Source organism: Bradyrhizobium sp. CCBAU 51753 (genome assembly GCF_015291565.1).
GTDB lineage: Bacteria > Pseudomonadota > Alphaproteobacteria > Rhizobiales > Xanthobacteraceae > Bradyrhizobium > Bradyrhizobium ivorense.
In genome coordinates, this window is record NZ_CP030037.1 from 5681271 (window position 1) to 5703553 (window position 22283).

General features: G+C 62.1%; 17 protein-coding genes and 1 pseudogene. 3 read left to right on the plus strand and 15 right to left on the minus strand.

Translation table 11 applies throughout. From position 1 onward, the window contains the following. Positions 1-14 precede the first annotated feature (14 nt). From XH93_RS25910 to XH93_RS43135, 4 genes and pseudogenes are all read right to left on the minus strand, one after another. Positions 15-1016: an ornithine cyclodeaminase family protein gene (locus tag XH93_RS25910; protein ID WP_194469661.1), complete on the minus strand. Its 1002-nt coding sequence runs from the start codon at positions 1014-1016 to the stop codon at positions 15-17. 554 nt (positions 1017-1570) lie between these two features. After that, a complete protein-coding gene (locus XH93_RS25915) occupies positions 1571-2620 on the minus strand; it encodes a S1/P1 nuclease (protein ID WP_194469662.1) in 1050 nt (349 codons plus the stop codon). A 119-nt stretch (positions 2621-2739) separates the two neighbouring features. Beyond that, positions 2740-4332 carry an acyltransferase family protein gene (locus XH93_RS42795; RefSeq protein ID WP_194469663.1) on the minus strand — a complete coding sequence of 531 codons (1593 nt, stop codon included), beginning with the start codon at positions 4330-4332 and terminating at the stop codon, positions 2740-2742. A gap of 53 nt (positions 4333-4385) precedes the next feature. Further along, a pseudogene (locus tag XH93_RS43135) lies at positions 4386-4667 on the minus strand (acyltransferase family protein); the annotation flags it as partial. 367 nt (positions 4668-5034) lie between these two features. Between XH93_RS43135 and XH93_RS25930 the strand changes: the two are divergent. Next, positions 5035-6879, plus strand: a complete 1845-nt coding sequence (locus XH93_RS25930; protein WP_194469664.1) for an acyltransferase family protein — start codon at positions 5035-5037, stop codon at positions 6877-6879. Between the two features lie 22 nt (positions 6880-6901). On the opposite strand, the gene XH93_RS25935 is transcribed toward XH93_RS25930, so the two are convergent. The 3 genes from XH93_RS25935 to XH93_RS25945 are packed head-to-tail and all read right to left on the minus strand — an operon-like array spanning position 6902 to position 10159. Then, entirely contained in the window at positions 6902-7840 is a 939-nt protein-coding gene (locus XH93_RS25935) for an SMP-30/gluconolactonase/LRE family protein (protein ID WP_194475334.1), read from the minus strand. Further along, entirely contained in the window at positions 7797-9926 is a 2130-nt protein-coding gene (locus XH93_RS25940; protein WP_194469665.1) for a sorbosone dehydrogenase family protein, read from the minus strand. Before XH93_RS25940 ends, XH93_RS25935 begins: the two co-directional genes overlap by 44 nt. 17 nt (positions 9927-9943) lie before the next feature. Then, positions 9944-10159, minus strand: coding sequence for a hypothetical protein (locus XH93_RS25945; protein WP_194469666.1), 216 nt, complete (start codon positions 10157-10159; stop codon positions 9944-9946). Between the two features lie 327 nt (positions 10160-10486). Here XH93_RS25945 and XH93_RS25950 point away from each other — a divergent pair, with 327 nt between their 5' ends. Further along, complete coding sequence (locus tag XH93_RS25950) at positions 10487-11380, plus strand: 3'-5' exonuclease (protein WP_194469667.1); 894 nt, start codon at positions 10487-10489, stop codon at positions 11378-11380. 346 nt (positions 11381-11726) lie between these two features. Here XH93_RS25950 and XH93_RS25955 read toward each other — a convergent pair whose 3' ends face one another. The 3 genes from XH93_RS25955 to XH93_RS25965 all read right to left on the minus strand — a co-directional run bounded on the left by XH93_RS25955 (position 11727) and on the right by XH93_RS25965 (position 15122). Next, complete coding sequence (locus XH93_RS25955; protein WP_194469668.1) at positions 11727-12167, minus strand: carbon monoxide dehydrogenase subunit G; 441 nt, start codon at positions 12165-12167, stop codon at positions 11727-11729. A gap of 108 nt (positions 12168-12275) precedes the next feature. Then, positions 12276-13829, minus strand: a complete 1554-nt coding sequence (locus tag XH93_RS25960; protein WP_194469669.1) for a 4-hydroxyphenylacetate 3-hydroxylase family protein — start codon at positions 13827-13829, stop codon at positions 12276-12278. Positions 13830-13895: 66 nt separating this feature from the next. Then, positions 13896-15122 carry an ABC transporter substrate-binding protein gene (locus XH93_RS25965; RefSeq protein WP_194469670.1) on the minus strand — a complete coding sequence of 409 codons (1227 nt, stop codon included), beginning with the start codon at positions 15120-15122 and terminating at the stop codon, positions 13896-13898. A gap of 181 nt (positions 15123-15303) precedes the next feature. Here XH93_RS25965 and XH93_RS25970 point away from each other — a divergent pair, with 181 nt between their 5' ends. Beyond that, on the plus strand, positions 15304-16344 hold the full coding sequence (locus XH93_RS25970) for a helix-turn-helix domain-containing protein (protein ID WP_194469671.1): 1041 nt from the start codon (positions 15304-15306) through the stop codon (positions 16342-16344). Between the two features lie 8 nt (positions 16345-16352). Here the strand turns inward: XH93_RS25970 and XH93_RS25975 are convergent, their stop codons facing one another. The 5 genes from XH93_RS25975 to XH93_RS25995 are packed head-to-tail and all read right to left on the minus strand — an operon-like array spanning position 16353 to position 22277. After that, positions 16353-17894: a class I adenylate-forming enzyme family protein gene (locus XH93_RS25975; protein WP_194469672.1), complete on the minus strand. Its 1542-nt coding sequence runs from the start codon at positions 17892-17894 to the stop codon at positions 16353-16355. Between the two features lie 11 nt (positions 17895-17905). Beyond that, positions 17906-18655 (minus strand): SDR family NAD(P)-dependent oxidoreductase, encoded by a 750-nt coding sequence (locus XH93_RS25980; protein WP_246799300.1) that lies wholly within the window; start codon positions 18653-18655, stop codon positions 17906-17908. Further along, positions 18648-21050, minus strand: a complete 2403-nt coding sequence (locus XH93_RS25985; protein ID WP_194469673.1) for a xanthine dehydrogenase family protein molybdopterin-binding subunit — start codon at positions 21048-21050, stop codon at positions 18648-18650. The genes XH93_RS25980 and XH93_RS25985 overlap by 8 nt, the downstream gene beginning before the upstream one ends. Further along, positions 21043-21804: an N-acyl homoserine lactonase family protein gene (locus XH93_RS25990; RefSeq protein WP_194469674.1), complete on the minus strand. Its 762-nt coding sequence runs from the start codon at positions 21802-21804 to the stop codon at positions 21043-21045. Before XH93_RS25990 ends, XH93_RS25985 begins: the two co-directional genes overlap by 8 nt. Next, the gene (locus XH93_RS25995; protein ID WP_194469675.1) at positions 21801-22277 is read right to left on the minus strand and encodes a (2Fe-2S)-binding protein; all 477 of its coding nucleotides are present in this window, start codon (positions 22275-22277) and stop codon (positions 21801-21803) included. The genes XH93_RS25990 and XH93_RS25995 overlap by 4 nt, the downstream gene beginning before the upstream one ends. Positions 22278-22283: the final 6 nt, after the last annotated feature.

Below are 22283 nucleotides of genomic sequence, written 5' to 3' on the forward strand. Positions count from 1 at the left end.
CCTCGACGGCAGGATCAGGCAAAACGCAGGCGCTGGCCGACGCCGATCCGTTCGGCTTTCTCCAGCATTGCATGGCCCAGCGCAATGTCGGAGAGCGACAGTCCGCGATGCCAGAGCAAATTCGTCTCGGAATCGTTCTCGCGGCCGGGCTTGAGCCCGGCGACGATCTGCCCCAGCTCAGCGTGGAGCGTCGTCTCGGACAGCTTGCCGGCCTCGACATGGGCACGAAGGCTGCCGAACTTGCCGCCCTTGCACTGTCCCCAGTCGTCGACGACCAGCTTCGTCATGATGTCGGTCAGCGACAGCTCGATCGCGCTCATCGTGCCGTAGGGCACGACGAAGGCGCCCGGTTTGATCCATTCGGTCTTCAGCATCGGCGTCGGCCTGTCGAGGCGCGACGCCTCGACGACGATGTCGGCGCCCTCGACGCAGCTTTTCCAGTCCTCCGTCGCGACGACTTTCTTGCCGAGATCACGGCTCAACCGCTCCGCAAAGCTGTTGCGGCTTTCCTCGCGGCGCGAGTGGACGCGAATTTCCTCGAAGTCGAACAGATGATCGAGCAGCCGCACGTTCCAGTAGGCGGTGCCGCGGGCGCCGATATGACCGAGAATCCTGGAGTTCTTGCGCGCAAGGTATTTGGCGCCGATCGCAGTGACTGCGCCGGTGCGCATGTCGGTGATGCCGCTCGCATCCATGATTGCCTGGGGTGCACCGGTGCGCGGATCGAACAGCGCGAGAATGCCAAGCTCGGAATGCAGGCCGAGCTTATAGTTGTCGACGAAGTCGCCGACGATCTTGACCCCGGCCCGGTCGATCGGAGGCTTGATCGCCCCGCGCAGCACGTTGAAATGGCCGTTGGCCGCGCCGGGCTCGAGATGCATGCGCGGCTCGATCACCGTGTCACCCCTGCCCTGGGCAGCCAGGCTGGTCTCGATCGCCGCGAGGATTTCCTGGTCGGTGATCTTTAGCTCTTCGATGTCGAGGCGATTGAGATAGGCGATGTAGATGGGCGGCATACCAAGGTTCCTCGATAATATGTCTATACATTACCTTCGGGCAAGTCGGTGTCAATCGCCCAGGATCGGGACGGACAGCTCCGGTAACATCGTCAGCGGGAACGATGCCGGCGGCGCCCGGAATCCACCGCCCGATGGGCAGTATTTTTTCATCACTTGAGCCCGGCGATCCATAGGTCGCCGTCGCCGGTGCGAGCCGCAGGGCCTCGCTGTCGATCTTGAGGCCGCGGAAATCTTCTGCAGCGGGTCAGATAGCGAGGACCGCGGGCCCCGAGGCGACCGCAGTCGCGAGTCCGATTAAAGGCACCCGAGCGCGGGACGGCGATGGCAACGCGGGCATGCAATGCCGACGGGGCCCACGAGCGAGTGCCTCCGGCGAACGATACATGACGCTGCGCGAGGGATCGAACCCGGATGGCCGAGACGCCGGGCGGCTCGGTTTACGAGAGCCCGCAGCGGCAACAGCGGCATGCGCACGGGATAAACCCTGACAGATTTGTGAGCGTGCGCCGCTTCACGAACGCCTCACCGCGCCCGTGAAGCGCGACTGATCGTTACGGCCAGATCGCGTTCAGCAGATTTGCAAGCCGAGCCCCTGCCTTCGCCAGTTGCTCACGCTTGATCTTGTCGCGGGCATCTGCATAAGCGGCGTGATCGGGAAACGTGATCGACCAGCCGCCCTTCGGATGAGCGGTGCTCGGCTGCACCCTCGCAAAGGTTGCGCCGGCAAAGACTCGCGGCGCAAGCTTGATGGTGTCGCTCGCCCAGGCAAACGACCAGTTCTCGATCCGATCGTTGTCCCTGGCGACCTGCTGCGCGGCTGGCAGCAGATCGGAGGCCTGCGCGACATGGAAATTCGTCGGCGGTGCATCCCACGCCGAGTGGAAGTTCTTGTTGTTGTCCAGGATAGCATTGCCGCCGATGGTTTCGGTGGCCGGATCGATGGTGTGGGTGATGTCAGGATCGACCATTTGCCCTTGCATGTCGAGATAGACAGAACCGACATGCAGCGGCTGATGCAGATCGCCGATCAGGTGAGCCAGGAGGAAGATCGCTTCTGCCTTTGTAGCGACTTTGAAAGGAGGCGGCGACGAACGATCGAGCAGAACCGCGATCGCGGCGTTGATCGCCGCGACAATGTCATGATCGTTGGTGCCCTGGAAGTTGCGGTCGAAACGATCGCGCTGGATAGCGACGTCGTCGAAATGGTAGGTGTTGTGACATCCCATTTCCTCGTCGAATTCGTGACCGTGCTCCTTGCGGTGAACCGTGTAGCTGCACTGGACGAAATTGCGCCCGACATAGGCTTCCATCAGGTCCCTGGCATCCTTGAACGGCGTGCAAGGTGCTTCAAAGGCTTCCTCCACCACATATTTGAAGGTGCCGTTGTCGAGCCGATGGACGCTCTTCACGCAGTCGAGCCAGGGAGCTGCGGTACGCAGATCGACGCCCACGACCGCCGCGACCTTCGACTTGGCGTTCGCGGACAGCATGGCGTCGGCGATCGCACCTACAATCTGATGGCCCTCGGCATTCCAGGCTTTTGCCTGTTGCGCCGTCAGGAGAAGAAACAGCACCGGCACCGTGGCGAGAAATTTCCGCATGGCGAAGCCCTTTCGGCTGCTGCTGGATAAGACACGCTCCGGTAGATGCTGTCAATATATTCGCGTAGTCCTCCCCCCTCTCGATTGCGTCGGCGGTGGTGGTTTCTCAGATGCGCCGCTCACTCGAGCAAGTGATCGAGAAATCGGAGGTGCTGACGAACGAAGATTGGTCTCAGATGGGTGAAATCCGAGAACTTCGGCTCGCCTTCTCCAAAGAAAGGCGAGCACCCCTCATCGCTACCGCAGATGTCGTAGAATGGATCGAGGAGTGTCGCACCGGTCCGCGTGCTGATTCTGTGAAGATGTTCGTCCGTGTTCGCCTGGATCGAACGGAGCTCGGGCATTGGGACGGCTCTGCCGACATCCGGGGAAATATGAATTCCTATTGCGTTTCGGGCAACCATTCTCGCGGGATCAAAGCGCTCATGCACTGGCAACCCAAGCACCAAATAAACTTTGGCGCCTGACGACTGTAACGCGCGGATATAGTCCTCGAGATTCGAATAAAACGCTTCCTTGCCTTCTGACGTGTTCAGCGCAAGCGTCTCTCCATTTCGCTGAATCATCATTCCCTTTTCGCTGTAGCCGCTCCAGCCCGCCCCCAGGACAACGGTCTGTACTTTCTCCCGCTGCACCAGCGCCATCAACGTGTCAGGCAGACCTGCGCAGCCAGCGAACTTGTCCTGCTGCACCACCCCTGGAACCGGCGGGCATCTGGGACCCACTACGAAGAACACGCTGGTACGGAGGCGCTTTTCATCTGCGAGCTCTTGGACACGCGGCCCGTATTGGAAAACCAGGCTGTCGCCAGCCAGCGCGACCTTGTTCACGCCGTGGCCTACACGAGCGATCCTGCCCCACCCATGACCGTCAACCTCCATGCCAGATGTGGGTTTGAAGTCTGCGTCGAGTTTGGCGCTTCCGATCTTGCCGATATCCACTTGGGGCGATGTGGAGAACCGCTCGGGGAAACCGCCGCTCACCCATATGACGAGACCACCCGTCCCGATCGCCGCCAAGCTGATCGCAACGAGCCCAGTGTAATTGCGCTGACGCCCAAATCGTACCGGACGCTCGACGAACCGATATGTCAGCCACGCGAGTAGAAACGCCAGAGCCAGCAGCGCGGCTGCCAGCAAGGGCGTTGGCGGCTTTCCCAGCCGAATGATGTAGGCGTAGGAGATCAGCGGCCAATGCCAGAGATAAAGCGGGTAACTGATCAGCCCGATACCGACTGCCGCGCGGTGCGAAAGGACCATCCGATTCAATCCTGCCTCAGGCCCCGCCAGGATTATCGCTGCTGCTCCCGCCACGGGAAGCAGGGCGTACCAGCCGGGGAAGCGGATATCCTGAGTAAACATTACTAGGGAAACGACAAGTGCTGCAAATCCAGCAATGGATAGCCAGGATCTTGTCTTGGGCGGCACAGCGACTTGCCCCAACGACGCCAGTGTCGCGCCGGCCGCCAATTCCCAAAACCGACACACAGGCAAGTAAAATGCGTCGGCAACGCTACTCGCCGACATGAAGATGTTGAGGCCAAACGAGCTGATGAAAACCACCGCCAACGAGCGGCCAACAACTTTCTTCCTGAAGGCCAACCACAAAAACGCTGGGCAGACCAGATAGAATTGCTCCTCGATACCCAAGGACCACAGATGCAGCAGCGGTTTAGAAGTCGCGGCGGCATCAAAATATCCCGTCTCCACCATGGTCCGATATTCGACGCAAAGCCGGCGCCAAGAAAGACGTGCTTGCCAAGCTGCGCGAGTTCAACTGGCGTTAAGCAAACAAATCCATAGGCCAGCACAACGGCCAAGCACACGGCGAGGGCTGGAAAGATGCGTCGGATGCGCCGGCTGTAGAAAGTTAGAATTGAAAAGCGATGCTCACCGAGCTCGGTGAGAAGAATCGACGATATGAGGAAGCCGGAGATGACGAAGAAAACGTCGACGCCGGCATAGCCGCCCGGGAGGGCGCTTGGAAAGGCGTGGTAGAGAACGACCGAGAGTACAGCGAACGCCCGAAGACCATCAATGCACGATATTGGGAAGAGCGAGCGAGATTGGGTATCTCGTACCCGCTTCCGGCGTCATGCCGCGGCAGCGACTGCTCCGCTGCCGGCTGAAGGGTATGCGCGACGCCCAACCGGGCTCCCCGACTGTTTCTGTACGTATCTGATTTGTTGCTGAGTGTACTAGATCGGCGGACGCAAATCTGCAATGGTGAGTTGCGGAACCCATGCTTTCGATCAACGGGCGCTAGCGAAACCCGCCCTTCCAAGCCAAGGGAGTCGATTTGTCAGCTGACGATCAATCTGTCTGGCTTGGAGCAAACCTTGACCGCGTCATAGGCGCTATTGGGTGTAGCTAAGAGCCAGCCCCGTGCACAAGACGGCTGGACAACCACGAACATTGATCACGACGGCCTATAGACCGGATATTGACGGTCTAAGAGCTATCGCGGTTACCGCCGTAGTGGTTTATCACGCCTTTCCCGAGCTACTTCCAGGTGGCTTTGTCGGCGTCGACGTTTTCTTTGTTATTTCCGGGTTCCTGATCTCCGGGATCATCTTTGATGACATGGAGAGCCGAAGGTTCTCCCTTGCCCGGTTCTATGCCCGGCGGGTCCGTAGAATCTTCCCGGCCTTGGTTGTCGTCGTCTGTGCAACGATCGTAGCGTCGTGGTTCATTTTGTTGCCTGCGGCATTCGAGCACTTCGGGCGCCAGGTGATTGCAAGCTCCCTGTTTGCAGCAAATTTCTTCTTCTGGCTTCAATCTGGCTATTTCAGCCCTGACGCAGCTTCGTTTCCCCTTCTGCATTTATGGTCGCTCGGGGTTGAGGAGCAATACTACATCGTATGGCCACTACTCGTTGTGCTCCTTGCACGACCGTCCCGGTGGGCAGCAGTCATTCTGCTGCTTGGCGTCGCGTCTTTCGCGCTTTCCGTCCTACTAGCGGATCATCGCGAGCTCGACTTCTATTTGCCGGTCACTCGAGCGTGGGAGCTGATGGCAGGAGCTGCGCTCGCTTGGTTTGATCGGCGGGCGCCGCTGAGAAGTGTCCAAGCCCCCAACCTCTTGGTTGCGGTCGGCCTCGCGCTCATCGCCACCAGCGCGCTCTTGCTCGACGCCAAGAGCGACTTTCCAAGTTGGCGCGCAGCCTTTCCCGTCGTCGGCTCCATGCTCGTTATTGCGGCGGGAGGATCCAGCAGGTTCGCCGCTTACGTGCTTTCCAACCGCAGCGCAGTATTTACCGGACTGATCAGTTATCCTCTTTATCTCTGGCACTGGCCCATTCTCGTTTTGGCCGCCTCGGCGAAATTTTTGCCGCTTACGCTGTTGGAGCGAAGTGCAGCAATCGTCGCGGCCTATGCGCTCGCGGCAGCGACTTTCTGGTACATCGAGCGTCCCATTCGAGGACGGCATCTGGCGCGATGGCAAATTGCCTCTTTCGCGATCTGCCTTGCCGCCACTGCAGGCATTGGTGGCGCCATCGTCAAATGGAACGGCTTCGGAGGCCGCTTTCCCCCTGATATCTTGCCGGCTAGCAACGCCACACGCATTCCAGCCTGGCGCGTTGACACATGCCTTTTGGACCTGGCTTCCCAAACCAAGTTCGCTGACACCTGTATTGAACCTGTTCGTCCGTTAGTTTTGATTTGGGGCGACAGCACCGCTGGCGCTCTCATGCCGGGTTTGCGCGACCTGCAATCAAGAACATCGTTCGGTATCGGCCAGCTGACAGCCAACGGCTGTCAACCTCTTCTATCGACCGCAGTATCACCGGCATGCCGTTCGAATAATGAACGCGTGCTGGAGCTGATCGCCCGAGTACAGCCAGACATCGTATTGTTGCTCGGCTTCGGCCCGCTCGATGACACCACCAAGGAAGGATGGGGCGCGACCGTGAAGGCGCTCAAGAATGTTCCCCGAGTTGTCGTTGTCGGTCCGGCCCCGCTATGGAAGCGCGGTTTGCCAGAGCAGTTCACCAGTTACTACATCACGCACCGACGACGCTTACCGGAACGCTCTCAGTCGCAAGTCAAGAATCTCTGGAATGATCTATCTGCGCGACAATTCTTTCAGGAGCATCATGCCGAATACGTTTCGGCCTGGGCGATATTCTGCACTGTGGATGGTTGCCTGACCCGGATCGGGGAACGTGACATGACCGCCGTCGACGAGGTTCACCTGTCTGAAAGTGGATCCATCTTTCTCATAAACTCGATTGCCGCTCAGATTGGAGCTGTTCGGTGAATCGGCGCACGGCCGGGCGCCCCTAGCAATTGCCTCTCTGCAGGCAGTGCTCGCGCCCCTCCCGGTCGGTCCGGAAGGACTCGATGAAACCGCCCTGGCGCTGGGTTACAAAAACCGTCTGACCGTCGCTGCCGCCGAACGCCAGGTTGGTCGGCTCCTTGCCTCTGAGCACGATCTCCCGCTGAAGGCTGCCGTTCGGATTGAGCACCGCGATCGCTCCCTTGAGGATGCGAGCGACAAACAGCCTCCCGGTGACGTCGGTACGGACACCATCGACGGTGTCCGGCTCGAACGTCCGGATCAACCTGGCGTCAGTCAGGTCGTTGCCGCGAAGGGAATAGGACCAGACCTGTCCGCTGTTGGACTCGCTGACATAGAGCACACGCCCATCCGGGCTCAGATCGATCCCGTTCGTGGTGCCCATCGCGCGCGGAGCCGTCATCACCTCGCCCTGCACCGCTCCATCAGCTCCGCGCGCAATCCGCCAGATACGTCCGCTGCGGCCTTTCCAATTCGGATCGCTGGCATAGATCGTGCCGTCACGCGCGATTGTCATGTCATTCGGCTGGTTCATCTGGTCGGAGTGAAACCAGACCGCAGCATCGGAGGCGCCTTTGGCGACCAGGAAGATGTTGTGCTTCTTGTAGTCGGCGACAAACATCGTCCCGTCGGGGCTGAAGCGGATCGCGTTGCCCACGCTTCCCTCCGGCAGGTCGAGGAATTTCTCCGACTGCGAGGCGCCCTGGGAGAGTCTGCCGATTGTGCCGGCCCTGCCGATATTGACGACAAACAGATTGCCGTCGAGATCTACAGCGGGGCCCTCGATGCCGAAGGTGTATTCGCCGGTCGGCGTCACCTGCCTGCTCTCGAACAGGGCTGGCTGAGCCGCGGCGGCCCCGCCCGCGACGATCAGGATCTCACAGCAAAGGCACCAGAAAATTGCTCTGGATGTAATAGCCATCTGCGTCGGTGCACTCGCCATTCAGGAAAGGATCGGCTGGCCGGTAGAAGCGGCTGAAGCCGGGCTTATCGCTGACGTTTCTTTGTGTCACCACCACGACCTTTGTCGTCGGAATTTCGCCGCACTCCTTGTTGGATTTGCTTATGAATTTCCGCTGGGGTGGACCGGCCTTGATCCGCATCCGCGTTCCCGGGGCCATCTTGCCGACGAGATAATCGGCGAAGTTGAGCACCTTCGCGTAGCCGGTCTCCGTCTTCGGCAGCTTTTCGCCGGCGGGCGGCATCAATTTCTCGGCCCCGATCCCGCGCAGGCGGACCCGCAGCTTTCCGGAGTCCGGATCTCCGGGATAGATCCAGCCATCCTGCGCCAGCATGAAGCGCAGCACGGCCTCGTCCTTCTCGGCATCATTCTGCCCGGCCTTCAGACCAAAATCCGAGTGGCATCCAAGGCAGTGCTTCTCGACGAGATTGGCACGAACCGAGCTGAGATAGCCGCGCTTCTGGACGTCCTGCCTGACGAACCGCACCAGCTCGTCGATCTGGGCCTGACTGCGCATATCGCAGGGCAGCGGCGCCGGCGGCTCACCCGCGGCGCGATCGATGCGGATCACGGTCTTGTTGTTGTCTTCGACGAGCCAGATCGCGCCATCCTCGGCCACGGTCATGCCCACGGGTGCGCCGCGTGGCCGCGCGCCATTGACGCGGTGCCAGCCGGATATCAGTTCCTCGTACGGCGCGGCCTTCACCTCACCCGTGTCGGTCTGAAATGCGCGTGTCGGCTCGGAAGCACAGCTGACGCGGTAGCGCACCGGTGGCGGGCTCAGCTTCGGAAATCCGTGGTCGTCGACATCATAGATCAGGACGCGGTTGCCGGTCGGGCGATAGCCGTGGAGCCCGACCAGGAGCTTGCCCTCAAGCTCGGGGAATTTGCTGCCATGGTAGTACAGCATGGCGAGCGGCGCGCCGTGGGGCGGTAGCAGCGAGTGCGGCTGCCTGTAGCTCGCCGCCCCGTTGCAGAGGTTCTTGTAGGGCCCCGATTGCAATACCGCCCTGAACTCGGGACTGGACGTCGAGAGATCGTAGCAATACGGCCAGCCATAATGCTTGCCTTGCTCGACGGCGTTGATCTCCTCGTTGGGCTTGAAGATGTCCTGCAGGTCCCGGCCGTTCTCGCCCTGCAGAAAAGCGTAGCCCTCATCGGGAAAGCGCGGGTGAATGGCGAGCGCCATCGAATTGCGCAGGCCACGTGCATAGACGATGCGCGGCGGATTCGGATCACTTGGCTTGAGGACTGGAAAGATGCCGCCCGCCGGCGGCGTGAACATCCAGATCGATGCCAGGGGCGATGGTCCCTCTCCGGCCGCGCAGGGCTTGGTGATCGGCGGCCGCGTAATGCAGTCGTCGCTGTGCGAGCCGATATTGACGAATATCCGGCCCAGCCGATCGAATACAAAATGCTTGAGCGGGTGGCTGCTTTCGGTGACCTTGGTGCCATCCGGCAAGGTGAGCCGGCGGCCCGGAAGGTTATGGATGATGGTCTCGATCGTGCTCTTCGGATTGGCCGCAAGGGGGTCGAAACGAAAGATCGTCTCGGCCGTCGATGCGTAAACCTTCCCGTCCGGACCGACCGCAAGGCCGAACGGGTATTCGAGCCCGGCGACCAACTCGCTCACTCTCTTCCCTTCCGCGGCAAGCGGATCAAGTAGCAAGAGCCGGCCGTCGCCGTGCCCCCAACCGCCCATGTCCGCAACGACGAAGAGCTCATGGCCTGGAATCTGGACAATCGAGCGCGGGAAGCGGAGGTCATGGTCCTCGCTGGCGACGAGGCCGGCGCAAAATCCCTGCTTCATGTCGATCTGAAGGGCGGGAAACGACAACGAGCCCGTCCCGCATCGATGAGAGCCGATCGCGTAGCCGCTCTTCTTATCGGGCTCTGAAGAGGCCGCTGGTGCGAACAACCCCGCAGCGATCGTGGAAAGAAGCCACACAAGGCCCAATCTGCCTAGTTTGCCCGCGTAGTTTTGCAGATTTTGCGTGCGACCTTTAGCACCGGCATCGTGACCGCCTAGTCCGCCTTTGAATCCCATAGAGCACCGGCTCTGATTCATTGGCCACCGAGCCACCTGCTCTTGAACCACACGACGAACGCCCCGATCAAAGCGGTAATGATGCCGCTCCACCAGATCGACCGCGGCCGCGCCGCGCTGATTGAACTGAGATAAAGAACCGCACCGAGCACGACGCCATAGTGCTTTCGAAAATCACCGCTTCTACGAGCGATTTCAACAATATCTGAAGATCTGACCGGCTCATTCGCCATGACAGCACCCCTGCTGCGTTACCCGACACTTATAAAGGTGAGTTGGGTGTCCGGTCCAGCTCTTTTTCGCATTTTCCGAATACTGTGATCGGCGCGGCGCGGCATAGCGCGAGAGATCGAAGCCGCCGGGCCGTGACGCGAAGCGGCACGGTTCACGAGAGCCCGTCCCGCCGATTGCGGGCGCGCGGAATACCTCCGGTTCCGTGTTTCCGAACGAAAAAACGGCTTGCGGCGGAACTATCCACAACCGGCCAGATCCTCGACCTGACCGGATGGGATAAGGTTACAGGCTGCCACATCAGACAACCTCGACCCATCCGACCCGACATGACCGTTCAACCGACCCTCGCCGAGATAGCGTCCATGCTGGACCAGTCGCCCGACTACCGGGTGCTGCGCCGTCTCGCTCCCCGCTCCGAATTCACCCCTGGCGACGGGCAACCAGCCAGAACGGCAATCCTGCTTGACGTCGAGACCACCGGGCTCGACCCCGTCCGTGACGAAATCATCGAGCTCGGCATGGTCAAGTTTACATACCTTGCCGACGGCCGGATCGCCCGGGTCGTCGACACTTTCAGTTGCTTCAATCAGCCGTCGATCGCGATTCCGCCCGAGATCACGGCGTTGACCGGCATCACCGACGAGATGGTCGCTGGCCACAGGCTCGAGGACGACCGCATCAATCAGTTCGCCTCCGATGCGGTGGTCGTCATCGCCCACAACGCCGGCTTCGATCGCAAGTTCATGGAGCGCTACGCACCGCTGTTTGAGCACAAGGCATGGGCCTGCTCGGTCAGCGAGGTCGAGTGGCGCAGCCACGGTTTCGAGGGGTCCCGCCTGCCCTACCTCCTGATGAAGGCCGGCCTGTTCCATGAAGCGCATCGTGCAGTCGACGACTGCCTGGCGCTGCTCGAAATTCTTGCGCTGCACCTGCCCCACCTCGATCGCACCGTCCTGTCCGTTCTACTGGAGCGGGCCCGGCGCAAGACCATCAGGATCTGGGCTGAGCAGTCGCCGTTCGAACTCAAGGACGAACTCAAGCGGCGCGGCTATCGCTGGAGCGACGGCGCCGACGGCCGTCCGCGGTCCTGGTATGTCGATGTGGATGAGGCCAGTCAGGCGGCAGAAGTCGAGTACCTGCAGAGAAATGTCTATCAGCGTGAGCTCGAGGTGCGAACTCAAGTCCTGACGGCATTCGACCGCTTTTCCGCGAGGATCTGACCTTCCACCCCGTCCAGCAGTCCCATACGTGTCGTGTGCGGCAAACCCAGCAACAGGGATCCACAGGCGGATCGCCTGCGGATGAAGGGAGCCGTTGTTCGAGAACGCCGGCGTTGTCTGGCGTAAGTTCCCGAAAACGGCTATCGTGGTGGGCTGAACCGCCGCCGGTGTGTCAGTGTTGACTTGCAACCGTTACAGATAAGCGGAGCCGAGTCATCTTCGCGCGCTTTTTCGAATGAATGGCCCGCCGCTCGGATGGCTTTTTCGGGCTCGGAGGCAACTTAAACGCGCCGTCCGGCTGCGCATTGCCGCAGGCGGATGCACATTACGCAATCCGGCTTCCGCGCTAAAGCGCTCGGGCAAAATTGACGAAGAACTCGTCGGCAAGCTTCTTGGCCGTGCCGTTGATCAGGCGCTGGCCGAGTTGCGCCAGCTTCCCTCCGATCTGGGCTTCGACGCTGTAGCTCAAGAGCGTGCCGCTGTCCTTGTCGGCAAGCGCTACCGTGGCGCCGCCCTTTGCGAAGCCGGCGACACCGCCCTCGCCTTCGCCGGCGATCTTGTAGCCGTTAGGCGGATCGAGATCGCTCAAGGTGACCCTGCCCTTGAATCGCGCGGACACTGGCCCGACCTTCATCTTCGCGACGGCACGAAATCCCTGATCTTCGGTCTGCTCCAGTTCCTCGTAGCCCGGGATGCAGGCCTTCAGCACCGCGGGATCGTTCAGCTTTGCCCAGACCACCTCGCGCGGGGCCGCAAGCTCGATCTCGCCCGTCATCGTCATCGCCATAAAAGTCTCCGAGGTTCGTAAAAAGAAGCATTGAACCGGGGCGCCTACTTCAGTGGAGACCCAGGGGATAGAAGTGCGCACAGGAAGGCTTGCAACAGCCGGAGCCGGTCATGCCGTGACGGGCGCGAATACTCTCGCCATATAGTTCGAAAGGTCGTCGACGATCTCGGCGGGCAAAGCGGCCGCCACGCCAGCCAGCGACTTCGCCAGTTGCTTCTTGAACTCGAGCTGCATCGATCGAGCGATCTGAACGCGCTGCGCCTGCGGCGATCCGGCGCCATGCATGGATTCCGTGAGATAGCCCACGGCGTTTCGGCCGAGTGTCATGTTCTCCACCAGGCGAAGGATGCGGATCCTGTCCTCGGTCGCCACCTCAGGGCGTCCCTTCAGGTATTTCTCGATAATCGGACCGATAGCCTCATGCCGCAGCTCCCGTTCCGAAGGCAGCGTCACCATCAATCCCCCGGCGAGATCCTGCGCCAACCGCCCGATCTCGTAGGGAATCTTCGTCACGTGATGCTTGCAGACGTTCGCGAGCATCTCGTCCGGCAGGTACGCCCCGGATTTCATCGCCATACCCTGATGGCTCGCCGCGATGCCGGCGCCATAGATCGTCTCGTTGAGATGGGTCATCTCAACCAGCTTGTCACGGACATGAGAAGCGCGCTCGACGCCATTGTAGTCCGCCACCGTGGCCGCCGCACCGATCAAGACGTCGCCGACGCCGGTCTTGCAGACGTAGCTGCGGCGGTGATAGCAGGTGAAGCGTTCGACCAGCGTGGAGGCGAATTCGAACTCGCCGTCGAGGAAGATGAACTCGCGCGGAATGAACACCTCCTCGAAGACGATCATCGCCTCCTGGCCGGAGAAGCGTGCGTTGCCGGCATCGATGTCGCCACCTTCGGCGCTGCGGGTATCGCAGGATTGCCGGCCGTAGATGTAGGTGACGCCCTCGGCTTCAACGGGTATCGCACCGACGATCGCGTAGTCCTTGTCGGCCGTCTCCAGCCTCATGGTCGGCATCACGATCAGCCAATGCGAATTGAGGCAACCGGTCTGATGCGCCTTTGCGCCGCTGACATAAACGCCTTCAGGCGTGCGGCGCACGACGTGAAGGAAGAGATCCGGATCGGCCTGCTGCGATGGCGATCTGCCACGATCGCCCTTCACGTCGGTCATCGCGCCGCCGATGACGAGGTTGGCATCCTGCATGCGGGCAAGAAACTGTTTGAAGCGGGCGTGGTAATCGGTCCGGTACTTCTGGTCCAGATCGTAGGTCACAGAATGCAACGCATTGAGCGCATCCATGCCGACGCAGCGCTGGAAGCACGTGCCCGTCAATTGCCCGAGCCGGCGCTGCATCTTGTTCTGCATGACTAGGTCGCCGGAACTCCCGGAGATGTGAAGGAAGCGGTTCACGCGGCCGCCCGTGAGCGGCGAGATTGCGGACGCAAGCTCGGGGTCCTCGTCGGCAAGATCGTAGGTCTTCGCAACCGCATTGATCGAAGGTCTGATGATGGGATGTTCGACCGGCTCCGCGACCAATTCGCCCATCAGATAGACCTTGAGCTTCCGGCCCCTCAGGCTCTCGATGTACTCGGCGCCGGACCGGATCGGATTACGCGACGAAGCAGACTTTGCAGTTAGGGCTTCCTGATCCATCTCGATGGCTCCGTGGCTTCGAGCCCGCGATGCGATCGCATCCGGGCACCGTGTGGTGGGACCTGCTCAGCCCTTCTTGACCAGTGGGCAGGCGCTGTCCTTGAGGGGACGGAACGCCTGATCGCCAGGAATCACTTCGCGAAGCTTGTAGAAGTCCCAATCGCTCTTGGATTCGGACGGCTTCTTGACTTCGTAGACGTACATGTCGTGCACCATGCGACCGTCCTCGCGGATCCGCCCGTTCTTGGCGAAGAAATCGTTGATCGGAAGCTCGCGCATCTTGCTCATCACCGCCATGGCCTCATCCGTGCCGGCGGCTTCGATCGCCTTGAGATAGTGAATGGTCGACGAATAATCGCCGGCGTCGCCCATGTGCGGCATGCGCTTCATGCGCTCGTAGAAGCGCTTGGACCAGGCTCGCGTTTCGTCATCACGGTCCCAGTAGAACGCGTTGGTCAGAACCAGTCCTTGCGCCGCCGAGAGGCCCAGGCTCTTGACGTCGGTAATCCAGACCAAAAGCCCGGCGAGCGTCTGGCCTCCGGCCGGAATGCCAAACTCCTGCGCTGATTTGATCGAGTTCACCAGCACATTGCCGGAGCCGGCCAGCGCCACAACCTGCGCTTTCGACGACTGCGCCTGCAGCAGGAACGAGGATTGGTCGAACGCCTCGGGCGGATAGCGGGTCGATCCGATGACCTCGCCGCTCATCGCCTTCACGATCGCCGAGGTGTCGGCCTCGAGTGCGTGCCCGAACGCATAGTCTGCGGTCAGGAAGTACCACGACTTCTTGCCCGCCTTGGCCAGCGCAGTGCCGGTCCCGCGCGCGAGCGCATAGGTGTCGTAAGCATAGTGAATGCTGTTGGGCGTGCACGCGTCTCCCGTCAGACGAGACGACCCGGAGCCGTTGATGATGGCGATCCGGTTCTTTTCCTTCGCGAGTCCGGAGACCGTGAGCGCAATCGAGGAATTGATGAGGTTGGCAATCATGTCGACGCGCTCCACGTCGAACCATTTCCGCGCCAGCGCTGAGGCGGTGTCGGGCTTGTTCTGGTGATCGGCGACGACGACCTCGATCGGCTTACCGAGCACCTTGCCGCCAAAATCCTCGACGGCCATCTTGACCGCCGTCACCGCGCCTTCGCCGGATTCATGGGAGAACTGTCCCGACATATCCGTCAGCACGCCAATTTTCACGACATCGTCCGAGATACGCGCGCTCTGCGCGTCCGCTGCACCTTCGAACATCAGGATCGCCGCCATGGCGATCAGGACGCTTCCGATTCTCCGCTTCATGACACTCCTCCCCAGGGGTTGCTCCGCTTGCGCATTCACGCTTTTATCACTAGCATAACTAGACTTATGTTACATGCGTAACTAGACTGATTTTTCCAACGAGTCAACGGTGCCGTTGTGCTAGAGGTGCGCGACCTTCGAAGGCCGCCGTCACGGCGCCGCGTGAATGGACTGATTGGAAATGCCTGCCGCCGCCAAGATCCGGACGACGAAACCTGCCGCGAAGCCGCGGCGCGCAGCGCTCTCGGCCCGGAAGGTCGTCGCCCGGACCGAGCGCAACTGTTCGGTGGCGCGCACGCTGGACATCGTGTCAGACGCGTGGGCGTTCCTGATCATCCGCGAGGCATTCTTTGGGACGCAGACCTTCGAAGCGTTCCGTTCGGCGCTGGGTATCCCGCGGGCCACGCTGACCGATCGGCTGAGGAAGCTGACCCAGCTCGCCATCTTCCGTCAGGTCGCGCCGGGATCCTCGCTGCGCAAGGAATACCGCCTGACCAAGATGGGGTTCGATCTCTACCCGAGTTTCATCGCGCTCATGCAGTTTGGCGACCGCTGGCTGTCCAAGGGCAAGCCTCCTCCGCTGACGCTGATCCACGCGACATGCGGTTGCGACAGCCACCCGATCGTCACCTGCTCCCACTGCGGCGAGGGCGTCGGCGCGCGCGACGCGAAGTATCGCGACGGCCCCGGCGCCGGACGATGTGCCGCCAAGCCGGGCCGCAACACCAGACGGGCCTCCGACGGAAGCCGATTTGTCCTCGGCCGCCCGAGCTCGGTGTCGCGCGCGCTCGAGATCATCGGCGACAAATGGAGCTTCATGGTCGTCCGCGAGGGCTTCTTCGGCAATCGCCGCTACGACAAGATTCTAAACGAGCTCGCGATCGCGCCGAACATCCTCACCGATCGGCTCAACCGCCTGGTCGCCGCCGGCGTCTTCTTCCGGCGGCAGTATCAAAGCTCGCCGGACCGGTACGAATATCTTCTCACCGACATGGGACGCGACCTCTATGGTCCCTTCATCGCGATGCTGAGATGGGGAGACCGCTGGCTCGCCAAGGGCAAGCCTCCGCTGATCCTGACCCATCTCAAGTGCGGACACGATTTCGAGCCGTCGGTCGACTGTGATTGCTGTCACAAGCCGATCGTCGCCGCCGACATGCGGTATCGATTGGCGTACGATCCCAAATTATTCGGCGCCTCCGCGCCGCGGTCCGTCGACTGAGCGGGCCGTCACGCCTGGCTCAACATTTCGACCAGCTTAAAGCGCATGATCTTACCCGAGCCGGTCCTCGGAATTTCGCCGACGAGATGGGTCGCCTCGGGAATCTTGTAGGCAGACAGCTGGGACCGGCAGTGATCCATCAGCGATGGAATATCCAAGCCGTTCTCCTTTGCCACGACGAAGAGACAAGGCACCTCTCCCAACGTTGCGTGCTTCAGGCCGACCACCGCGCAATCCCTGACCTGCGGATGCCGAACGACGACCTCCTCGATCTCGGCGGGCGCTATGTTCTGACCGCCGCGGATGATCAACTCCTTGATCCGCCCCGTGATGGTCAGGTAGCCGGCCGGATCAGACTTCGCGAGATCGCCGGTGTGATACCATCCCTTGCGGAGCGCCGATGCCGTCTCTGCCGGCTTGTTGTGGTAGCCTTGCATCAGGTTCGGGCCGCGGACGATCAACTCGCCTTCCTCGCCGATCGGTACGTCCTCGGTGGACGACGGATCGACGATGCGCACGGCAAGGCCCGGTACGGGCAACCCGCACGACCCCATCGGCCGGGCGCCATGCAGCCAGTTCATCGTCACCATGGTGGCGGTTTCGGTGATGCCGTATCCGTCGAGCAGCCGGATCGCGAAGCGTTCTTCGAACGCCCTGTTCAGGGTCGCGGGCATGATTGCTCCGGCGGAGATGCAGAGACGGAGCGCACCGAGGCGTTCGACGCCGCTCTCCTGGGCGCGGAGCAGGAGATAGTGGAACATCGTCGGCACGCCCGGGAGAACCGAATATGTCCCCGTCTGCAGCAGGTCGAGCGCCTGTTGTGGCGAAAACTTCTCCATGATGCGTTCGCTCGCTCCCACTGCGAGCACGCCGAGCACGGACAGATTGAGGCCGTAGGAGTGGAACAGCGGCAACGGCGACAGGACGACATCCTTGTCGGTCAGCTCCGCGACCGGCGCCCAGCACGCGGCGGCGATCCACAACATGCTGCGCAGCGAGAGCACCACGCCCTTCGCCCGCCCGGTCGTTCCGGACGTATAGATGATGAAGGAGGAACGATCGATGTCGCCCGGATCCGACGGCGACGCGGAGGCGCCGGATGCGAGCGCTTCCAGTAAAAGGCCCTCCTTCTCTGCGTCCGGCCCCGCGAAGATCGCTGTGGGCGCGATCGCGGCATCGCGGCAGATCTTCTCCAGCAAATCCTTCCTGGCGGCCGTCGTGACGACGAACCCGCAAGCCGCGTCGGTCAGGCGGTAGCTGATCTCACCTTCGGCCGCATCGTAACTGATGGGAACCACGACGGCGCCGGCGCGCAACGCCGCAAAGCATGCTTCGACCCAATCCACGCCGTTCGGCAGATAGATCGCAATCCTGTCGCCGTCCCGCAGACCGGCCTTCGTCAGGCTGGCCGCGATCGACGCGGTCCGCCCGGCCAGTTCGCCGTAGGTGACTGACCGGGACGAATCCCAATACGCTACCTGGTTCGGCCGTTGTTTGGCGTGACGCTCGAGCAGCGTCGCGACCGGTGCGATCAGATCGACGTGAAGCATGCCTGCCTCCCCTAGACCATGCTGTATCCGCCGTTGACGCTGATCACCTGCCCGGTGATCCAGCTTCCGGCATCGGACGCGAGCAGAGTGACCAGAGGAGCGACATCGGATGGCAATCCAAGCCTTCGGATGGTGTAGGCCTTGACCAGCTTCTCGCGGTTCGCATCGACCCAGGTTTTGTCGTGCGCGGTTTCGATCAGGCCGAGCGAGATCGAGTTGGCGGTCACGCCCGAGCGTCCCCATTCGCGCGCCAGCGACTTCATCAGCGCGATCGTGCCTGCGCGCGCCGCGGCCCCCAGCGCCAGACCGGACTCGCCGACCCTGGACGAATCGCCCATGATCGAGATGATCCGTCCGCGGCCCGACGCCTCGAGCAGCGGGCCGGCGCTGTGGGAGCAATTCAGCGCACCGTAGAGACAGGTGTCGATCTGCTTCTTCCAATCCTCGGGCGTGCTCTCGCTGAAGCGTTTGCGGAAGACCAGGCCGGCGTTGTTGACCAGAATGTCCAGTCCGCCGAAATCGCTCTTGATGTCCGCGATCATCTTTCTGACGATGTCTGCATCCGCGATGTCGGCCTGATAGGCCTTTGCCCTGCCGCCGGCCTTTTCGATCTCGGCGACCACCGCTTCCGCTTCGGCCTTCGAGCTGTGGTAGTTCACCGCAACGCTCGCCCCACGTTCCGCAAGCATCCTGGAGATGGCCGCACCCACGTCCCGTCCGCCGCCCGTCACCAGCGCGACGCGTCCTTTCAAGTCATTCATCAGCTTTTCCTCTTGATTTGAGCCTGGCTTGTTCCATCAGTTCGAAGATGCGCTCCGGCGTCATCGGAAGGATCGAAACGCCGATGCCGAGTGGTGACAGCGCATCGGCGATCGCGCTTGCGATTGCCGCCGGCGCGCCGATGGTCCCACCCTCGCCCATGCCGCGGAAGCCGCCGGCGACGGTGGACTCGCTCTCGACATGGACGACGTCCATGAACGGCACTTCGGGAGCGGACGGGATCATGTAGTCGACGAGGCTCGCGGTCAGCAGCTGGCCGTCCTCGTCGTAGATCAATTCTTCGAACAGCGCGGCCCCGATGCCCTGCGCCACTCCGCCGTGCACCTGCCCATCGACGATCATCGGGTTGATGATCCGGCCACAGTCTTCGGCAACGACGAATTTGAGGATCCGCACGAAGCACGTCGCCGGATCGATCTCGACGGCAGCAATGTGGGTGGCCGCCGCGGTCGTCCCATTGATCGGATCATAGGTGTAGGTCGCGCTCAGTTCCTCGCGCGCCTCGACCGGCAGCGTCTTCATGTCCGAATAGACGGCCTTGGCGATCTGCCTGAAGGTCACGGCGCGATCGGTGCCGAGCACGACGGCCTTGCCGTCGGCTACCTCGATGTCGTCGGCGTTGGCTTCGAGAAGGTGCGATGCGACCCGCTTGACCTTCTCCCGCAGGATCTTCGAAGCGTGTTTCGCCGCGCCGCCGCCGAGCACCGCGCTGCGGCTCGCGTAGGTCCCGGTCGACATCGGCACTTCGTCGCTGTCCCCCTGGATGACGCGCACATCCTCGAAGCAGGCGCCGAGATCGTCGGCGACGATCTGGGCCAGCGTGGTTTCGAGGCCCTGACCGTGGGACGCGACGCCGAATGCCGCGGTGATGGCGCCCGTCGAGTCGATCGTGATCTTGGCCGTTTCCGAGCCGGTGTTGATCGGCATGCCCGGCGCCACCGCGATCCTTGATCCGATGCCGGTCAGTTCGGCATAGGACGCGATGCCGATGCCAAACAATCGCCCCTGCTTGCGCGCGTTGGCCTGCTCCTTCCGGAGCCGGTCGTAACCGGCCGCTTCGGCGGCGGCCTCCAGGCACTCCATAAATCCCGTCTTGTCCCAGATGATCCCTGAAGCGATCCGGTACGGAAATTCCTCGGCCCGGACCAGATTGCGCCGCCTGATCTCGAGCGGATCGATCCCGAGCGCCGCGGCTCCGAGATCCATCAGACGCTCGGCGACGAAGGTCGAGATCGGCCGGCCGACGCCGCGGTACGGACCGGTCGGCGGCTTGCAGGTCGCGACACCGCGCACGGCGCCCCTGTAGGAGCCGATCTTGTAGGGCCCCGGCAGGAAGCTCACGACCTGAACGGGTTCCAGACCGCAGGTCCAGGGATAGATCGAGAATGCGCCGACGTCCCCGATCACCTCTGCTTGCAGTGACGTCGCGATGCCGTTGGCGTCGAACCCCATCTCGGCATCGACGATCTCGGCAAAGGCCTGGCTGCTGCTGCTCACGTCCTCGAGCCGGTCCGCCGTCCACGTGACCGACCGGCGCAGCTTGCGCGCGGCGATGCAGATCAGCAGCTCCTCCGGATAAAGCGAGCCCTTCGAGCCGAAGCTCCCGCCCACATCCGGCGCGACCACGCGCAGGCGGTGTCCCGGTAAACCCAGCGACTCCGAGACGGCGTCGCGAACGATGCCGGGAATGTTCGACGAGGTGTGGAGCGTGATCGCATCACGACGCTTGTCATACTCCGCTGCGTAACTTCGCGGCTCCATAGCGAGCGGCGCCTTGCGCGTCATCTCGAAACGCCCGCCCACCCTGACCGCCGCGGCCTCGAGATCGGCGGCGACGTCGCCCTTCTTGAACTCGCGCGCAATCAGGACGTTGGTGCCGGCCTCTTCGTGCAGGAGCGGAGCATCATCTGCAAGCGCCAGCTCGGCGCGGGCGAGTGCGCCGAGCGGTTCATATTCGACGTCGATCAGTTCGAGCGCATCCTCGGCAAGGTAACGCGAGGTGGCGACGACGGCGACGACGGCTTCGCCGACGTACCGCGCCTTCCTGGAAGCGAGAGGCAGGATCGGCGTCGCATAGTAGTTCGGCATCCGCGAAAATGGAATCACCGGCTTGAAGTCGTCGACGATGTCGTCCGCCGTAAGTACGGCGACCACGCCCGGCGCCTCGAACGCCGCGGCGGCGTCGATCCGCACGATCCGCGCATGAGGCTGACCGCTGCGCAGGAACGCGATGTGCAGCGGCCGGTCCGGCTTGCGGTCGGCCGTGTATTCCCCATTTCCGGTCAGAAGACGCGGGTCCTCGGTGCGCTTGATCGGCGCACCGACATTTCGCGGCCTCATGACGTCGGAAGGGCTTGCGCGCCGGTCGCTACTCATAGCCTTCGGATCCCTTCCGCAAGCTTTGCCATTGCCGGTCGTCGTGGCCGCAGATGACGGTGGCGCCGGCCTTCTCGATCCGGCGAACGTCCGCATAGGTCTTCAGCTGCAGATCGACGTTCCAGGTGTTGCGCGGCGCAGCGTCGGTGTCGAGATGCAGCCGCAGGCTGACCGAGTCGGACGCCAGCAGGAACTGGCCGTCGCGGTCGAGACCGACGAGCGCACCGACAATCCCCGGCGTGTGGCCGGGCAGCGGCAGCAGCACGACGCTGGAATCGCCGAACAGATCCTTCTCTCCGTGCACCGCCTCGATCGGCTGCCCGTAGTCCCAATCGTTCCTGAGGTAGCCGGCCGCTTCCGCGTTCGGCGCCTTAGCGGCGTCGATCTCCTTCGCGTGCGCCAGGATCGTCGCTTTCCTGAAGAACTGGTTGCAGCCGCAATGGTCGGGATGAAAGTGCGAGTTGACGACGATGTCGATGTCATCCGGCCCGAGACCGGTGCAGGCGAGGCTCGGCAACAAGGTTTCCTCCGCGGCCATCAGCGGCTTCATCACCTTGGCGAGTGGCCCCCAGCGGCCCTCGGCGTTGTCGACCGCCGAGGGATGACAGCCGGTGTCGAACAACACATTGCCCTGCTTGTGCCGGATCAGCGCACTGCTGACCGGCAGGTCGATGGTTTCGCCACGATCGGCGCCAGCCACGTAGATGCTCTTCTTCATGCGGACGCGGCCGGCCGCGAGGAAATTGAGCTTCATGACGCTCTCTCCGTGCGCTTGGCGGCGGCGCTTCTGATCGCCGCGACGATGTTCTGATATCCGGTGCAGCGGCAGAGATTCCCCGATAGCCCCTCCCGGATGTCGTCGTCGGTTGCGAGCGGATATTTCCGGAGCAAGTCTTCGCTGGTCATCAGCATGCCGGGCGTGCAGAAGCCGCACTGCAGCCCGTGATGCTCGCGGAACTCAGCCTGCAGCACATTGAGCTCGTCGGGCGATCCGAGCCCTTCGACAGTGACGATCTCGGCGTTGTTGGCCTGGACCGCCAACATCAGGCAGGAGCGCGCGCTATCGCCGTTGACCAGCACCGTGCAAGCGCCGCACACGCCGTGCTCGCATCCGACGTGCGTCCCGGTCAGTCCGAGCCGATCGCGTAGGAAGTCGGAAAGCAGCATGCGCGGTTCGACGTCGGAGGCGTCGTATTTCTCGCCGTTCACGGTGACGGATAGCTTCATCAACAT

Excerpts from the sequence above, each read along its gene's own strand:
- XH93_RS25910 (WP_194469661.1), bottom strand. The coding sequence starts at position 1,016 with ATGCCGCCCATCTACATCGCCTATCTCAATCGCCTCGACATCGAAGAG.
- XH93_RS25915 (WP_194469662.1), bottom strand. The coding sequence starts at position 2,620 with ATGCGGAAATTTCTCGCCACGGTGCCGGTGCTGTTTCTTCTCCTGACG.
- XH93_RS42795 (WP_194469663.1), bottom strand. The coding sequence starts at position 4,332 with ATGGTGGAGACGGGATATTTTGATGCCGCCGCGACTTCTAAACCGCTG.
- XH93_RS25935 (WP_194475334.1), bottom strand. The coding sequence starts at position 7,840 with ATGGCTATTACATCCAGAGCAATTTTCTGGTGCCTTTGCTGTGAGATC.
- XH93_RS25940 (WP_194469665.1), bottom strand. The coding sequence starts at position 9,926 with ATGGGATTCAAAGGCGGACTAGGCGGTCACGATGCCGGTGCTAAAGGT.
- XH93_RS25945 (WP_194469666.1), bottom strand. The coding sequence starts at position 10,159 with ATGGCGAATGAGCCGGTCAGATCTTCAGATATTGTTGAAATCGCTCGT.
- XH93_RS25950 (WP_194469667.1), top strand. The coding sequence starts at position 10,487 with ATGACCGTTCAACCGACCCTCGCCGAGATAGCGTCCATGCTGGACCAG.
- XH93_RS25955 (WP_194469668.1), bottom strand. The coding sequence starts at position 12,167 with ATGGCGATGACGATGACGGGCGAGATCGAGCTTGCGGCCCCGCGCGAG.
- XH93_RS25960 (WP_194469669.1), bottom strand. The coding sequence starts at position 13,829 with ATGGATCAGGAAGCCCTAACTGCAAAGTCTGCTTCGTCGCGTAATCCG.
- XH93_RS25965 (WP_194469670.1), bottom strand. The coding sequence starts at position 15,122 with ATGAAGCGGAGAATCGGAAGCGTCCTGATCGCCATGGCGGCGATCCTG.
- XH93_RS25970 (WP_194469671.1), top strand. The coding sequence starts at position 15,304 with ATGCCTGCCGCCGCCAAGATCCGGACGACGAAACCTGCCGCGAAGCCG.
- XH93_RS25975 (WP_194469672.1), bottom strand. The coding sequence starts at position 17,894 with ATGCTTCACGTCGATCTGATCGCACCGGTCGCGACGCTGCTCGAGCGT.
- XH93_RS25980 (WP_246799300.1), bottom strand. The coding sequence starts at position 18,655 with ATGAATGACTTGAAAGGACGCGTCGCGCTGGTGACGGGCGGCGGACGG.
- XH93_RS25985 (WP_194469673.1), bottom strand. The coding sequence starts at position 21,050 with ATGAGTAGCGACCGGCGCGCAAGCCCTTCCGACGTCATGAGGCCGCGA.
- XH93_RS25990 (WP_194469674.1), bottom strand. The coding sequence starts at position 21,804 with ATGAAGCTCAATTTCCTCGCGGCCGGCCGCGTCCGCATGAAGAAGAGC.
- XH93_RS25995 (WP_194469675.1), bottom strand. The coding sequence starts at position 22,277 with ATGAAGCTATCCGTCACCGTGAACGGCGAGAAATACGACGCCTCCGAC.